The organism is Rhizobium sp. CF142 (assembly GCF_000281145.1).
Classification (GTDB): domain Bacteria; phylum Pseudomonadota; class Alphaproteobacteria; order Rhizobiales; family Rhizobiaceae; genus Rhizobium.
This window is the reverse complement of the sequence record NZ_AJWE01000061.1, coordinates 56649-70032: the sequence shown is the minus strand read 5'-3', so window position 1 is coordinate 70032 and position 13384 is coordinate 56649. Positions and strand designations below refer to the sequence as shown.

17 protein-coding genes are annotated in these 13384 nt (G+C 61.3%); 12 read left to right on the top strand and 5 right to left on the bottom strand.

Annotated features, from left to right (window positions below):
* The first annotated feature begins 406 nt into the window (after positions 1-406).
* The 5 genes from PMI11_RS15250 (at position 407) to PMI11_RS15225 (ending at position 4003) form a co-directional block, all read left to right on the top strand.
* The gene (locus PMI11_RS15250; protein ID WP_007818499.1) at positions 407-1594 is read left to right on the top strand and encodes an arabinose transporter; all 1188 of its coding nucleotides are present in this window, start codon (positions 407-409) and stop codon (positions 1592-1594) included.
* Between the two features lie 778 nt (positions 1595-2372).
* Positions 2373-2927, top strand: coding sequence for an alpha/beta fold hydrolase (locus tag PMI11_RS15240; protein WP_007818497.1), 555 nt, complete (start codon positions 2373-2375; stop codon positions 2925-2927).
* An 85-nt stretch (positions 2928-3012) separates the two neighbouring features.
* Positions 3013-3222, top strand: a complete 210-nt coding sequence (locus tag PMI11_RS15235) for a hypothetical protein (RefSeq protein ID WP_007818496.1) — start codon at positions 3013-3015, stop codon at positions 3220-3222.
* Entirely contained in the window at positions 3219-3536 is a 318-nt protein-coding gene (locus PMI11_RS15230; RefSeq protein ID WP_007818495.1) for a hypothetical protein, read from the top strand. The genes PMI11_RS15235 and PMI11_RS15230 overlap by 4 nt, the downstream gene beginning before the upstream one ends.
* A gap of 179 nt (positions 3537-3715) precedes the next feature.
* Positions 3716-4003: a hypothetical protein gene (locus PMI11_RS15225; RefSeq protein WP_007818494.1), complete on the top strand. Its 288-nt coding sequence runs from the start codon at positions 3716-3718 to the stop codon at positions 4001-4003.
* 6 nt (positions 4004-4009) lie between these two features.
* Here PMI11_RS15225 and PMI11_RS15220 read toward each other — a convergent pair whose 3' ends face one another.
* A complete protein-coding gene (locus PMI11_RS15220) occupies positions 4010-4396 on the bottom strand; it encodes a hypothetical protein (protein WP_007818493.1) in 387 nt (128 codons plus the stop codon).
* Between the two features lie 191 nt (positions 4397-4587).
* Positions 4588-5397 carry an SDR family NAD(P)-dependent oxidoreductase gene (locus PMI11_RS15215; RefSeq protein WP_007818492.1) on the bottom strand — a complete coding sequence of 270 codons (810 nt, stop codon included), beginning with the start codon at positions 5395-5397 and terminating at the stop codon, positions 4588-4590.
* A 48-nt stretch (positions 5398-5445) separates the two neighbouring features.
* Here PMI11_RS15215 and PMI11_RS15210 point away from each other — a divergent pair, with 48 nt between their 5' ends.
* Entirely contained in the window at positions 5446-5826 is a 381-nt protein-coding gene (locus tag PMI11_RS15210) for a winged helix-turn-helix transcriptional regulator (RefSeq protein ID WP_037071434.1), read from the top strand.
* 257 nt (positions 5827-6083) lie between these two features.
* Here PMI11_RS15210 and PMI11_RS15205 read toward each other — a convergent pair whose 3' ends face one another.
* A complete protein-coding gene (locus PMI11_RS15205) occupies positions 6084-6296 on the bottom strand; it encodes a cold-shock protein (RefSeq protein WP_007818490.1) in 213 nt (70 codons plus the stop codon).
* Between the two features lie 913 nt (positions 6297-7209).
* On the opposite strand from PMI11_RS15205, the gene PMI11_RS15200 reads away from it, so the two are divergent.
* From PMI11_RS15200 to PMI11_RS15190, 3 genes are all read left to right on the top strand, one after another.
* Entirely contained in the window at positions 7210-8892 is a 1683-nt protein-coding gene (locus PMI11_RS15200; protein ID WP_007818489.1) for an arylsulfatase, read from the top strand.
* A 278-nt stretch (positions 8893-9170) separates the two neighbouring features.
* Positions 9171-9770, top strand: coding sequence for a J domain-containing protein (locus tag PMI11_RS15195; RefSeq protein ID WP_244430578.1), 600 nt, complete (start codon positions 9171-9173; stop codon positions 9768-9770).
* Between the two features lie 144 nt (positions 9771-9914).
* Positions 9915-10130: a hypothetical protein gene (locus PMI11_RS15190; RefSeq protein WP_007818487.1), complete on the top strand. Its 216-nt coding sequence runs from the start codon at positions 9915-9917 to the stop codon at positions 10128-10130.
* An 82-nt stretch (positions 10131-10212) separates the two neighbouring features.
* Here the strand turns inward: PMI11_RS15190 and PMI11_RS15185 are convergent, their stop codons facing one another.
* The gene (locus PMI11_RS15185) at positions 10213-10503 is read right to left on the bottom strand and encodes a hypothetical protein (protein WP_007818486.1); all 291 of its coding nucleotides are present in this window, start codon (positions 10501-10503) and stop codon (positions 10213-10215) included.
* Positions 10504-10749: 246 nt separating this feature from the next.
* The gene (locus PMI11_RS15180; protein ID WP_007818485.1) at positions 10750-11100 is read right to left on the bottom strand and encodes a hypothetical protein; all 351 of its coding nucleotides are present in this window, start codon (positions 11098-11100) and stop codon (positions 10750-10752) included.
* Between the two features lie 363 nt (positions 11101-11463).
* On the opposite strand from PMI11_RS15180, the gene PMI11_RS15175 reads away from it, so the two are divergent.
* From PMI11_RS15175 to PMI11_RS15165, 3 genes are all read left to right on the top strand, one after another.
* Positions 11464-11757: a hypothetical protein gene (locus PMI11_RS15175; protein WP_007818482.1), complete on the top strand. Its 294-nt coding sequence runs from the start codon at positions 11464-11466 to the stop codon at positions 11755-11757.
* On the top strand, positions 11754-12068 hold the full coding sequence (locus PMI11_RS15170) for a DUF1476 domain-containing protein (protein WP_007818481.1): 315 nt from the start codon (positions 11754-11756) through the stop codon (positions 12066-12068). Before PMI11_RS15175 ends, PMI11_RS15170 begins: the two co-directional genes overlap by 4 nt.
* A 232-nt stretch (positions 12069-12300) precedes the next feature.
* Positions 12301-13137, top strand: a complete 837-nt coding sequence (locus PMI11_RS15165; RefSeq protein WP_007818480.1) for a dienelactone hydrolase family protein — start codon at positions 12301-12303, stop codon at positions 13135-13137.
* The last annotated feature ends 247 nt before the right edge of the window (positions 13138-13384 follow it).

Below are 13384 nucleotides of genomic sequence, written 5' to 3'. Positions count from 1 at the left end.
GGACATCTCCCCCACAGGTGGGAGATCGACAAGCGGCATGGCCTTCGCACATCACTGACGTTGCACAGTTTGCAACGTTGATAGTTTGGGGAAACCGGCGCCCCCAGCCAATCTCCCCACCTGTGGGGGAGATGCCCGGCAGGGCAGAGGGGGGTGTCCCACGGCACGCCGTCTCCAATCTCTACCATCGCCTTCTACCAGATATCCCGCGAGCAGGGAGCGGCAACGCCCCTCCGACCCACACCACCACTCACCGTTGACACTCCTCCACATATCCCGTATCTCCCAACCCATGCCAGTCCGCTGGCCGTAAGCGTTTGACGTCAAGCAACGCACTTATCGATCCTCGCCGGTCGGAGTGCGTTTTTTTGTGCCCGTCGGACGAGGGAATAGCCAGGAGGTTTTCATGGCTTTCCGTCTTACTGGTGATCGCGAGCAGGCACGGCTTTACCTGCTGACCGCGATCCTTTTCATCTCCTATCTCTGTGTTGCGATCGCGCTTCCGGTCGTGCCGGTCTTCGTGACCGGCGCGCTTGGCCTCGGCAATGGCTGGGCGGGCCTCGGCGTCGGCATTGCCTTTCTCGCCACCATCCTCACCCGCAGCTATGCCGGCGGGCTTGCCGATGGCAGGGGCGCCAAGCTTGCCGTGCAGCGTGGCCTCATCTTCTATGTGGCGGGTGCGCTGATCTCACTTGCCGCAGGGCTTTCGCCGCAGCCGCCGGCTGCGGCCTTTGCCATTCTCGTTGCCGGGCGGCTTTCGATCGGGCTCGGCGAAAGCCTTGTTGCCGTTGGCGTCATTGCCTGGGGCATCGGGCTCGTCGGGCCGCAGCGTTCCGGCCGGGTGCTGGCGCTCATCGGCGCGGCTATCTACGGCGCGCTTGGCCTCGGCGGGCCTGTCGGACTGCTGCTGCTCGATCATCTCGGTTTTGCCGGCACGATGGCTGTCTGCGCCGTGCTGCCCCTGATGGGGCTTGCCGCAATCCGCAGCGTGCCCGCCGTTGCCGCCCATCCGGGCAGGGAGCGCCCGCCGCTTGCCGCCGTTATCGGCCGGATCTGGGTGCACGGGCTGATCGTCTGCCTGCAGGGCATGGGCTTTGCGGCGATCGGCTCCTTCTTTACCCTCTATTTCCGTGATCTCGGCTGGGATCATGCTGGCCTCGGGCTTACCGCCTTCGGCTGCGGCTTCGTGTTGGTGCGCCTGCTCTTCGGCCACCTGCCGGATCGCTATGGCGGGCTGGTGGTCGCCGTGGTCTCGCTGGCGGTCGAGGCCATCGGCCAGATCCTGATCTGGAGTGCCGGCGATCCCACCGTCGCGTTGATCGGCGCCTTCATGACCGGCCTCGGCTGCTCGATGATCTTTCCCGCCATGGGGCGTGAGGTCGTGCATCTCGTGGCACCGCATCTGCGCGGCACGGCGCTTGGCGGATTTTCGGCCTTTCAGGATCTGGCTTACGGGCTGACCGGGCCGCTGGCGGGCGTGCTGGCGGATCGGGCAGGATATGGGAGCGTGTTTCTGGTCGGTGGGGTGACGGCGGTTTGCGGGTTTGTGATCGCTGTGGTTTTGAGGCGAGGGAAGGTGGTTGTTGCGGGGTGATGCAACGAGGTGAGGGTGCATGGATGAGGAGGGGAGGTGTGCCGTGGGTCGCCCCCCTCCATTCTGCCGGGGTCGGGCCACGGGTTGCGACCCGTCCGGTCCTCAATATCCCTCTCGTTAACTGAATGGGCAGCGGAGACGGCTCGCACTGACGCGACCCTCTATCGCTTCTATCCTCACGGTTGTATAATTCCGTATGCAAACGAGTGTCGTGTATTCAGAGCCCGTTATCCAAGGGGAGGATGCCTTGTCCAGATCATCGTTGTTTCTGTCACTAGCGCTGGCTATCGGCCTGTCGGTCCCAACAATATTCGTGCCGACCGAAGCAAACGCGCAGGCCCAGATCTCCATCAGCGTCGGCACCAATCTCAACAGTGGCAGAGGGATTACCTGCAGTCAGGGCGAGAGGCTGCTCCGCAGCCGCGGTTTCAGGGAGGTCAGGCGGATCGACTGCCGTGGTCGTTTCTTCGTTTATCATGCCCGGAGAGGCAGCAGTCGGTTCGAGATCTCCATACGGCAGCGCGACGGCCGCGTTGTGGATATGCGCCGCATCGGCGGGAGGCGATAGCGCCAGGAAGGTGGGGCCTGCGATCTGTACGCGCCTGTCCGGTTCTGGCGCAAAGTTGCCTTGAACGCCACCACTAGGGTTGGTGGCATCTGCTGTCGAATTCCGCACCCGTCGATCTTCCTCCTTGTGGGGGCGAAGGACGGGTCGAGGCTCTTGCCCTGCTCCCGTAACGACCCATCTCCCTGACGGTCACAAACGGGAACATTACCCATGCCAACACAGATCCTCTTCATCCAGGGCGCCGGCGAAACCACCCACGACGAGTGGGACAACAAGCTCGTCGACAGCCTCGCCCGCGAACTCGGCGAGGCCTATTCTATCAGCTACCCCCGCATGCCCGATGAAGCGGACCCGCATTATCAGGCCTGGAAAGCCGCTCTTGTTGCCGAGTTCCAGGCCCTCGAAGACGGCGCCATCCTGATCGGCCATTCCTTCGGCGGCACGGTGCTTCTCCACACGCTTGCCGAAGAGTGGCCGGCATTCGAGCCCGGCGCCGTCATCCTCATCGCGCCGCCCTTCATGGGTGCCGGCGGATGGGAGAGCGATGAGATCGCCGGGAGCGACGACTTTTCCGAAAGCCTGCCGGAGGGGTTGCCTGTGCTCATCTATCACGGCAGCGAGGATGACACCGTGCCCTTTGCCCATATAGAGGCTTACGCCAGGGCGATCCCTGATGCAGTCCTTTGCTCGCTGCCGGGGCGCGACCACCAGCTCGACAATGATCTCGCCGACGTGGCCAAGGATATACGTTCGCTGGCCGCATAGGCTCGCCGGCCCCATTCCATCACTCAACCATTGGCATCGCATCCTCCCGCATCGCTGAAATCAGAGCCGATGCAGGAGCTGCCGCATGATATCGAGATATTTTGAAGCAAGGGGCGAGGCGCCTTTCCGCGCGCCTGTGCTGACGCCGGGCGTCCGCCGCCTCGATACCATCGGCAGGCTCCAGCCGCTTACCGGCCTCCTCCTTGCCGCCGGCTTCGTGATCTCGCTCGCCGGCCGCTATGAGGCCCAGCTCATCCGTGCAGAGCGCATCCAGCAGGAGGTCATCGGCCGATGAGAGCCTTCAGCCTGCGGTTCGATTTCGACGAGCTCGTCATCTCCATCCTCGGTCGGAATGACAATGGCCTGCTGCTGTACGGCTTCGCCGAACTTGTGGGCGATCATGAGGGGTTCAGCGTCGAGGCCATCCATCTTGCTGAGGGCACCACGCTTCACCCGACCGGCAATGCCGAATCCGGCAGGCCCGCGCTCTTTGCCGACGAACTCTTCCGGCGCATCGCCGCCGTCATCGGGAACGACAAGACGGTGCTCGGCCGCCACGCGGCAATGGAATGGGCCGAGCTCGTGGAGCGCCACAGCGAGGAGGCCTGAGCGCCGTGTGCCAGTGCGGAACATAAACCTATCTTTGTTTGCTTTCGAGCGTTCCGGGTCGCTGAATAGTCCCGTCTGATATGGATCGTGATCGAAGATAGGAATAATTTCCTTGATTGTTGTCGGCATTGGCAGGTACAACCTTATGACGGCAGCGATATCCAGAGAGGGAGTTTTGCATGCAGGCCTGCCCGCTCCGAAGGAGCGACGATAGCGAACTCGTCTTGCTCTGCGGTGAGCTGCACGAAGCGGCAATGTTTGCGGAACGGCGGCTGAAAGCAATGCCTGACTATGCCGATACCCTGGAGGAGGCGGCAGCGATCGAGGCGATCCTGCAGCCGGGTGAAGTAATCGCCGACCGGATACTGTGTCTGCATGCGGTGACATCGGATGGCGTCGAGGCTCGGCTGCGTGCGGCGCTCTGGAAGCAAGGGGAGTATATCGGCACTTATCTGGGTGAAGGATGAATGAGGCTAATCGGCCTTCCTGCCCTTGGAGACCGTCCAGGAATCCGCGTGGTCCCCAATCAGGAAGGCAATGCGCCTGCTGTCGCCTAGGACAGCGTGGCACTGCCATCCGACACGTTTGTCCTCGGTTTGCAGGAGACGGACATCCGTGCTCACATCGGAGCAGAATTTGTCGCCTTCGATCCTCCAGTGTCCATTCGCCCGCTTACTGCCTTTCCGGTAGATCGCCGTGCCGTCCGGATCGAAATGCTGAACCTCATTCTCGTTGCTGATCGAATTTCCCTCCAACGCCGCCTTGATCTCTGCGCTTGTCATCGTTTGCGCCATAGCCATTCCGGCCGGCAGGACGGCCACGGCGGCGGCGAGCATCGTTGATGCCTTGATGCAGGTCATCTTGTCTCTCCTCTCCGTTCATCCTCTCCAAAAATGATGCCCGGTGCCATGCAATCACAAGCAGCATCTATGCTGCTTGTGGCCAATCGCCATTATCGATCGTCAGATCGAGCCTCGTCAGGCTGCTCGCGTCACGATACAGGCTTCTCTTGTCGCGGAGGCATGGAGCGGGGTTTTCCGCCGCACCCATGCTAAATCGCCGGCAGCATCCCGCCGTCCACCCTGAGATTCACCCCCGTAATATACCCCGCACGCGGGCTGACGAGGAAGGAGACGGCGTCGGCGATTTCGTCCAGCGTTCCCACCCGGCCAAGTGGCACCTCGGCGAAAAGCGGCAGCACGGCCTGTTCGATCGTCTCCCATGCGGCATTCGCAGCCACGCCGCGCTCAACCGCCACCTCGCGGAAGCGGGCGTCCAGCCTTGCGCTGCGGATCGTGCCCGGCGAAATCGTATTGACGGTCACGCCCTCGGCCGCCACCGCCTTGGCCATGGAAGAGGTCATGGCGTTCATGGCGGCCTTGCAGGCGGAGTAATCCGGCCTGCCGGCAGGCGGCATCAGGCCGGCGAGGCTGGAAATATTGATGACGCGGCCGAAGCCTGCCTTGCGCATGTCAGGCAGAAGCCGTGTGGTGACGCGGACGGCGGCCAGAACATTGCGGTCGTAGGCGGATGCCCAGGAGGCGGGGCGGCTCGCTGCCCAGTCCTCCGGCTCGCCCGAGCCGCCGGCATTGTTGATGACGATGTCGATGCGGCCGGCGAGCGCCTGTGCCTCGTCGATCAGGCGCTCCACCTCGTCATCGATGGTGAGGTCGCCTGTCACCGCATGGGCGCGGCCGCCTTCGGCGATGATCTCCTGCGCCACCCGCTCCGTTTCGGCCCTGTTGCGGCCGTGGACGATGACCGTGGCCTTCTCACGGGCGAGCCCTCTGGCGATCGCTTCGCCTATGCCCTTGCTGCTTCCGGTGACGAGCGCCGTCTTGCCGTCGAGTTTCAAATCCATCTCAGTGTTCCTATCTTGGAGTGGAGGAAAGCACAGAAGAACAGGATGATGCTCGACACAATTACGCACTTAAAAGTGCCTGTAGGACAGGAAGAACGCTCCGTCTGCCTCGGGCCGGACGGTTCCGTCGCGCATGTGACGCGGGTGCTCAAGATGATCAGCGGGCGCTGGAAGCTGCCGATCCTGTTCCGGCTCTTTGCCGAGCCCTCGATGCGGACGCTGCAACTGAAGCGGGACATGCCGGGCATTTCGCAGAAGATGCTGACCCAGCATCTGCGGGAGCTGGAGCAGGACGGGCTTGTCGAGCGGCGGGATTTCGGCGAGCAGCCGCCGCGCGTGGAATATCGGCTGACGGAGGCGGGCAGGGCGCTGATGCCGGTGCTGATGGCGACGCGGGAGTTTTCTCGCGATTATCCTGCTGAGGAGTAGTTACTTGGGCCAAGAGGGCTTGGCCCCCTCATCCGCCTGCCGGCCCCTTCTCCCCCAGGGGAGAAGGGGCATGCCGCACCGTTCCCGCATTCTCAAGGGTCTCGTATGCCACGTCCCCTCTACCCAGCGGGGAGAGGGTTAGGGTGAGGGGGCCGCACGCTCAAAGGCCGCTTGAGTACTGCGATCCCCCAAAAACAAAAAACGGCGCCCCTTGCGGAGCGCCGTCGCCTGCTTAGCGCAGAAAGACCTGAATCAGATCAGAAGGCCTGGATGTTGACGGCCTTCGGGCCCTTGCCCATGCGATCCGGCTCGGTGTCGAAAGAAACCTGCTGGCCTTCGCGGAGCGACTGGATGCCAGAAGCCTGGAGAGCGGAGATGTGGACGAAAACGTCCTTCGCGCCGCCTTCCGGCGTGATGAAACCAAAACCCTTGTCCTGGTTGAAGAATTTTACGGTGCCCTTGGTGGCCATGGGGGATAGTCCTTTTCCCATTGGTAGTTAGTTTATCCGCACCCCCGGCGGTGGGGAGGCGGACGGCTTTAGCTTTCGCGTTTCGGCCCTGGAGCCCGGCGCGAAGGGTCAGTCGAGACGTCACGTACGGGGAAAGAACATCTACGCGCATGGGTGTCACCCATACCGCCCTACCGGAGTTGGCGCTCCGAAAGGGCATTACCACTTCAGTCCAGTCACCGGCATGCGAAATGCCCGAGTGTTGCAGTTCGTGCCAGCATTTCGGGCAAAAAGCAAGCGGCAATATTGTGGCATGTCTTTCGCGGTTGCGAGAATGGGTGATGATTCAAATGGTTGGCAGAAGATTAGCAGAGCCTTGCAAGGTTGTGCTATTGCGGGACGAGGCGAGATTTGCAACCTCAAGGCGGCGGGCTGCATCTTCCGGCTGACGGGCTCCCGGTTCTCCTGGAATCCCTTTTATCGGCGTGCGGCCAGAGGGGTGGAGAAAGTAGCCGATTCACAGCGGTTCTGGCGGCCATTATGCGTCCAAAGCGTCCATGATGTGGGCTCGGCTCTACCGCGGATGTCATCCACCGGGGTCCCGATCATCGAGGTGTGGCGACGTGAGCCTTCAATCTGGCGGTGAAGGCGAAAATGTGCGATTATCCGTCAAGGCGACTGCTGACTAGGCAGACGCCGGGGCAACTATTTCATTGCTAGCCATCGACGCTTCGATAGCGGGTACGCCTGTCGCCACCCTATGGCGAGTGATCAGTGCGGCATTCATCCAGCCAACACGCCCGACCTCCTGCAGCACCATGCCGCGAACTGTCACAACATCAGATCGTCTTCGGCCGAGAGGATGGCATCCTTCTACTCTGAGAGGCCGTGCCAAAGGGGCCGAGCAACGAGCAAACTCAACGGAGGATATACGATGAGTGCCATGAGAAACCTTTGCTTTGGTCTGCTGGCATCCGCATGCGCAACCGCGCTGGGTGCACCGGCAGTCGCGCAGCAGCAGTCGAAACCCAACATCCTTGTCATCATGGGCGACGATGTTGGTTGGTTCAACCTCGGTGCCTATCACCGGGGCATCATGTCCGGGAAGACGCCGAACCTCGATAAGCTGGCGTCTGAGGGCATGATGTTCACCGACTATTATGCCGAGGCGAGCTGCACGGCCGGCCGGGCGAGTTTCATCACCGGTGAAATCCCGTTGCGCACCGGCTTGACGACTGTGGGTCAGGCGGGCGCGGATGTGGGTATGCCGGACAAGGCCGCAACCATCGCCGCCGTCCTCAAAACCGAGGGCTACGCCACGGGCCAGTTTGGCAAGAACCACCTCGGCGATTTGAACAAGTTCCTGCCAACTCTGCATGGCTTTGATGAGTTCTTCGGGTACCTGTACCACCTCGATGCGATGTCGGACCCCTACTGGTATTCGTTCCCGGATGACCAGTCGTACCGTGACAAGGTCGGGCCGCGCAATGTGGTGCACAGCTTTGCCACTGATACGGATGACGCGACCCAGCAGCCGCGCTGGGGCAAGATCGGCAAGCAGAAGATCATCGACGAAGGCCCGCTGGCGCCATATCCTGATATGTCCAACGTGCCGAACATGCATGACATAACGCCCAAGGCCAAGTACGACATGGGGACGTTCGACGAAGTGCTGGTCAAGGCTTCCTGCGACTTCATGGACAAGGCCAGGACCGAAGGAAAGCCGTTCTTTGTCTGGCACAACACGACGCGCATGCACGTCTGGACGTTCCTGTCTCCCAAGTACCAGGCTTTGATGAACAGCCAGACCAATTATGGTCTCGAAGAAGCCGGCGTGGCGCAGCTGGACGATAGCGTCGGTGCCATCCTGAAATGCGTGGAGGACGCGGGCGAGACCGACAACACCATCGTCGTCTTCACGACGGATAATGGCGCAGAAGTATTTACCTGGCCTGACGGCGGCATGACGCCATTCAAGGGCACCAAGGGTACAGTGATGGAGGGTGGCTTCCGCGCACCCGCGATCATCCGCTGGCCGGGCAAGGTCAAGCCGGGCACGGTCGAGAACGGTATTTTCTCCGCCCTGGACTGGTTCCCCACGCTGGTGGCTGCGGCTGGTAATCCCAACATCACCGACCAGTTGCTCAAGGGCGTGAAGCTCGGTGACGTGACCTACAAGAACCACCTCGATGGCTACAATCAGCTGAACCTGCTGGAGGGCAATGCGCCATCCGCACGTCATGAGTTCTTCTACTTCGGTGGCCCTTCTCTGGGTGCCGTACGCCTCGACGATTTCAAGTTTCAGTTCTTTCAACAGCCGCAGGGTTGGCCCGGTGCGAAGGTAACGACTGATATGCCCACCATGGTCAATATCCGTCAGGATCCCTTCGAGCGAACACCGTCGATTGGCGAACAAAGCCTCAATGATCTGGGTGGAGGCTACATGAATGACTTCTTTGCTCGCGAGTTCTGGCGCTTCGTGAGTGTTCAGCAGGAAGTCGCCAAACTCGCTCTTACGGCGGTCGACTATCCGCCAATGCAGGATCCGGCCTCCTTTAACCTGGATGCTGTGAAGAGGCAGATAGACGCGGCGATCAGGAACAAGCCAGGCAACTGATCGAGAAAGGGTCAAGACGACGGGTGGCCCGCAGGGGCTGCCCGTTCTTTTGCCTGGGTTTGGTCCCATTCTCCATTCTACTGCCAACGAGCTCAGCAGAAATCGCACCCGTTAACCCCTTGCCTGTGGGAAAATCCGCCCCGTTCCACAATTTCGTCCCGAGCGGCCGCAATTATGGCAGGGTGTTTCGGGGCTTGATGCGGCGTGAGCCAGCGGTTACGTCTCGGAGGGACGAAGCAGTGAATGAAGGAAGTGCCGGCGTGATCGATCCCTATGCCATGCTTGGACTGGAGCGCGACGCCAATGGCGAGGCGATCAGGCTCGCCTGGCGCAAGGCCGCCAAGGGCGCGCATCCGGATGCCGGCGGCGACACAGATCATTTCAACCGGCTGCAGATCGCCTACGAACTCCTGCAGGATCCCGTGCGCCGGCGCGTCTACGACGATACGGGCTACGATCCGCAGCTTGCCGACCCCAAGGATCTCGAAGGTGTCCTTATGCTGGAATCACTCGTCAACGAGGTGATCCTCGACGAGCGCGAACCCGGCAGCTTCGACCCGGTCGCCGCCATGCGCCGCAAACTTTCGGACGATATCGTCAAGAGCCGCTTCCACATCCTGGAGCTCGAACGCCACCGCGCCCGCGTGCGCAAACACATAGACCGCCTCGGCCGCCGCCCGGAAACCGACGTGCTCGGCTCTATGCTGCGCGCCCGCAGCGAAGCCATCGCCGACGCCATCCGCAAGACGGAAAAGCAGATCCAGACGATCGAGCACACCTATACGATGCTCGAGGGCTATTCGTACGAGGTGGAGGTTCTGGCGCCGCTGGAAGAGGTGGATGCGGTGGAGCCGCAGCGCGGAGAGGCTGCGGAATAGGGCAACCATCGCCGCAGGAGATCATCCGGCCTTGCTCGCGCGCATGATTCCGATTTTCGGCCCGATGTTGTAGCCACTCGGATGGCAGGCGCCTGAGCCCAACGGATTTCCGTACAGCATGTCCGGCATGTGGTATGATTATCCATGACCTATTCCCTGAAGGATCTAGACGTTGCGCGCCGGCAAGTGGTTGCCGACCGGCAGATGATTTCTGCGCAGGAGATCCTGATCGACGGGATGCTTGTGCGAGGCGAGCCGGCGGGGCTGGCGCGGGAAAGGCTGGTCACGATGACCGAGGACCTGCGCAACCATCGCTTCCATCAGGATCTGATCCAGGCGGCGATCCGGCTGCAGCGCTGAGCCTGCCGTTCATGCCGCGGGCTTCCACCGGGCGCGGATTATGCGCGCCCCGGTTTTTCCTTTGGATTTCTGGTTTTTCGCATCAGCTGCGCGGGCTTTCTTGTGGGCTTCGCGTGCTCTCCCGCCGGCTTCTGTTTCGGTGGCGATCTTGGTCGCCGCGCGCTTCCTCGAGTTCTTTGATTGTCGGAAGATCATTGCCGGCCGGAGCCTTGTCTGACGGTCCGGGCTGGTGGCCGTTCAGGGCGGCGCGGGCAGCGGTGGCCTGGGCGATCAGCTCCACGGCCGAGGGGCTCCTTGCCGGGCGCTTCGCGTTGGCGTTGTGATGCCTTCCATCCCTATGAGAGGCGGGGTTGTCGGGTGTGTTTCCAGGCATGTTGCATGCCTCCTGTTCGTGTCTTGAAGCCGCCACCCTTCATCAGTCTGCCGCTGCGGGACGGGGATTGACGGTCATGGCGCCTGATCGCAGCCAGAGATCGTCGCGCTCATGGCGCAGGCGAATTTCTGTCTCTGCATGATCATCCTCCGGGAAGGATTGGCGAGCGGTTGGCTTGGGTGAGCGGTCGGTGGGGCAAGCGGCCGGGGATTTCTCGCCGGCCTCGTTTTTGCGGGGGCGAAACGCTCAACTCGGCTTTCCAAGAGCGATCTGGCAGGCCTGCGCAAGGTCCGCGTTCGGTTCGGTGGTGCCGAGCGGCGTAGCCCAGCCGGCCTTCTTGATGATGTCACTGCGTCCATAGGTGCCGGCCGCGTTCAGCTCGGCCATGATCTGCGCCGAGGCCGGATCGCTCTTGGCGCGGTCGAGACAGTAGGGTGTCAGCGCGGCGGCGATCGCCGAGGTGCGCTCGATGCCGGCGGCTTTCTGGGCGCTGCCGCTGGTCACCCAGCCTCCCCAGCTGAAGCCCACGATCGCCAATGCGGCCGCGCCGCATACGGCGCCCCACAGGCCGGGGCGAAGCCATGTTATATTTTGCATCACGAATTCCAATCTTTAAAAAAAGCACGCGATTTCGCGTACTTAAATAATAACACAATAAAAAATCTTCGCTTTGTTTATTATTTTATTCGCCATTTCTGTTGTAATCGTTCAATTATATTAAAAAAATTCTTGTAATGTGAATATGAAAACCCAATAAAACTATTGTTTTATCTTTTCGTCCTAATCGCGACTCAATTGGAGCGCAATGATATCCGGTCGTCGTTTGGCCATATGGCTCTCGCCGGTGTCAGAGACTTGAAGGCAGCCACGCTTCCGAATTCCGATTGCCAGACCGATGCCGTAGCCCGATGAGGCTTTCACCCGGCTGCGGTCAACCGCCTTCACCTGGAGCCTGTCACCATGTCAGCCTACGAATCGACAACACGCACAACCAACACCATCGTCCATTTCTCCGCCTCCTTCACGCTGCCCGATCTCGTTGGTGAGATCCATCCGGCCGGCGACTACAAGATCGTGCAGGATGAGGAGCCGATCGAGGGGCTTTCGCGCATTGCCTACCGGCGCGTCGGAACCTTCATTCATCTGCCCTCGATTGCGGAAGGCAGCCGTTTGCGCAGGATCGTGAGGATCGAGCCTGCGCTTCTCCACCATCTGCTGGAGACCACGAATGCGACAGGGGAGCTTTCCTCATGACCGTATTCGAAGATCGCGAGAAGGCGCTGGAGCAGATGTATTTCCTGGATTCCGACATGGCATTCAGGGTGCGATCGCGCCGCGACCGACTGGTCGCCCGCTGGGTCTGCGGGATGACGGGCGCAGACAGCGACGCCTATATCGGCGAGATCATCACTCTCAGGGTGACCGGAGCAGATGACGAAGGCTTGATCGCCAAGATGGTTGCGGATATCCGCGCCGCCGGCAAGGATGTGGACGCGAAGGCGCTCAGGGCGCGGATGGAAATGCTGACGGCCGACGCCATGCGGGATCTCGCGCGACCTCTGTGATTTTCTCGGTGATCGGGCTGTCATCCACGCCAAACCCGGCAGTCGCCACGATCCGAGCAGCGAAGGCGTGGAACTGAACCGCAATCATTGTCACCCACCGCGACACCACTCTGCACCAGCAGCGGTCGCCGGATGGTGCGCCTCTCCGCCGCATTGCCTTGACCGTCGCTTCACCCAAATTGCGTGGTGAAAGTGTCAACGTCATGCCATCCATCCGGCAAGAGGTCGTTCAGTGAAAATCGCGCGATTCTTCTTCTGCTTCGTCGTCTCCCTGAGCTTCATACCGCAGGCCCAAGCCGACGAGCTGGTTCACTTCGACAGTGCCTCGGTCAATCCAAGTCCGTTTCTTGAGCGCAAGGCGAAAGAACAGGGCGTAGCGCTGCCATCACCGCAGGCGACCCCACTCATCGGATATCTCACCCGTCCGCCGGGCAATGGGCCGTTCCCGGCTGTGGTGTTGATGCACGGATGCGGCGGTATCCATGCCCATGTGAAAGAGGTCTGGCCGGAGCGGCTGGTCTCCTGGGGTTATGTCACCCTCGTGGTCGACAGTTTCACCACCCGCAACATCGAGAATAGCTGCAAGACCTATCTTCCCGATCGGGTGTCCGATGCCTATGGGGCGCTGGACTTCCTGACGAAGAGCGGCTTCGTCGATACCAGGCGCGTCGCGCTGATGGGCTTTTCGGCGGGTGGGATTGCGACGCTGGAGGCGACGAAGATCGAGGGCAATGAGCAGCTGATGGACGAGAAATTCAGGGCGGCGGTTGCCTATTATCCGGTCTGTGCGCCGCTTGAGAGCGATGCGACGGTGCCGACGCTGATCCTGAATGGCGATCTCGATGACTGGAGCCCGGCGGAGCGCTGCCGGCAGCGGGTGTCGCGGCTCAGCGGCAAGGGGCCACCGGTCGAGCTGCATATCTATCCGGGAGCGAGTCACGATTTCGATGATGAGGCCATGATCAAGCCGAAGACGGTGTTCGGGCATGTGGAGGAATATAACGCGGCTGCGGCGGAACAATCGATCGCCAGCATTCGCGGCTTCCTGCAGAAATATCTCGCGAACTGAAGCCAGGGCGCCAACTATTTCTCCCGCAAACCCGCCGACGGCGCAGGAAAAAAGCCCGGCGGGGTTTTCCGGGCCTGAGGTCGAATGTGGGCGTGGCGAATCGTTTCCGCTGCGCCTCTTTATTCGGCCTTGCCCCTCTGGCCGTTTCGAATGAAGCGGTCACCGGCCGAACCGATTGAAGCTTAAGATGGCGCACGCTCGGAGATTGAAAAGGGGAAGGGAGCGCGGCAAGTGAAAATTGCCGGGA

Coding starts and splice junctions, on each gene's coding strand:
- PMI11_RS15250 (WP_007818499.1), top strand. CDS start 407: ATGGCTTTCCGTCTTACTGGTGATCGCGAGCAGGCACGGCTTTACCTG.
- PMI11_RS15240 (WP_007818497.1), top strand. CDS start 2,373: ATGCCAACACAGATCCTCTTCATCCAGGGCGCCGGCGAAACCACCCAC.
- PMI11_RS15235 (WP_007818496.1), top strand. CDS start 3,013: ATGATATCGAGATATTTTGAAGCAAGGGGCGAGGCGCCTTTCCGCGCG.
- PMI11_RS15230 (WP_007818495.1), top strand. CDS start 3,219: ATGAGAGCCTTCAGCCTGCGGTTCGATTTCGACGAGCTCGTCATCTCC.
- PMI11_RS15225 (WP_007818494.1), top strand. CDS start 3,716: ATGCAGGCCTGCCCGCTCCGAAGGAGCGACGATAGCGAACTCGTCTTG.
- PMI11_RS15220 (WP_007818493.1), bottom strand. CDS start 4,396: ATGACCTGCATCAAGGCATCAACGATGCTCGCCGCCGCCGTGGCCGTC.
- PMI11_RS15215 (WP_007818492.1), bottom strand. CDS start 5,397: ATGGATTTGAAACTCGACGGCAAGACGGCGCTCGTCACCGGAAGCAGC.
- PMI11_RS15210 (WP_037071434.1), top strand. CDS start 5,446: ATGCTCGACACAATTACGCACTTAAAAGTGCCTGTAGGACAGGAAGAA.
- PMI11_RS15205 (WP_007818490.1), bottom strand. CDS start 6,296: ATGGCCACCAAGGGCACCGTAAAATTCTTCAACCAGGACAAGGGTTTT.
- PMI11_RS15200 (WP_007818489.1), top strand. CDS start 7,210: ATGAGTGCCATGAGAAACCTTTGCTTTGGTCTGCTGGCATCCGCATGC.
- PMI11_RS15195 (WP_244430578.1), top strand. CDS start 9,171: ATGCTTGGACTGGAGCGCGACGCCAATGGCGAGGCGATCAGGCTCGCC.
- PMI11_RS15190 (WP_007818487.1), top strand. CDS start 9,915: ATGACCTATTCCCTGAAGGATCTAGACGTTGCGCGCCGGCAAGTGGTT.
- PMI11_RS15185 (WP_007818486.1), bottom strand. CDS start 10,503: ATGCCTGGAAACACACCCGACAACCCCGCCTCTCATAGGGATGGAAGG.
- PMI11_RS15180 (WP_007818485.1), bottom strand. CDS start 11,100: ATGCAAAATATAACATGGCTTCGCCCCGGCCTGTGGGGCGCCGTATGC.
- PMI11_RS15175 (WP_007818482.1), top strand. CDS start 11,464: ATGTCAGCCTACGAATCGACAACACGCACAACCAACACCATCGTCCAT.
- PMI11_RS15170 (WP_007818481.1), top strand. CDS start 11,754: ATGACCGTATTCGAAGATCGCGAGAAGGCGCTGGAGCAGATGTATTTC.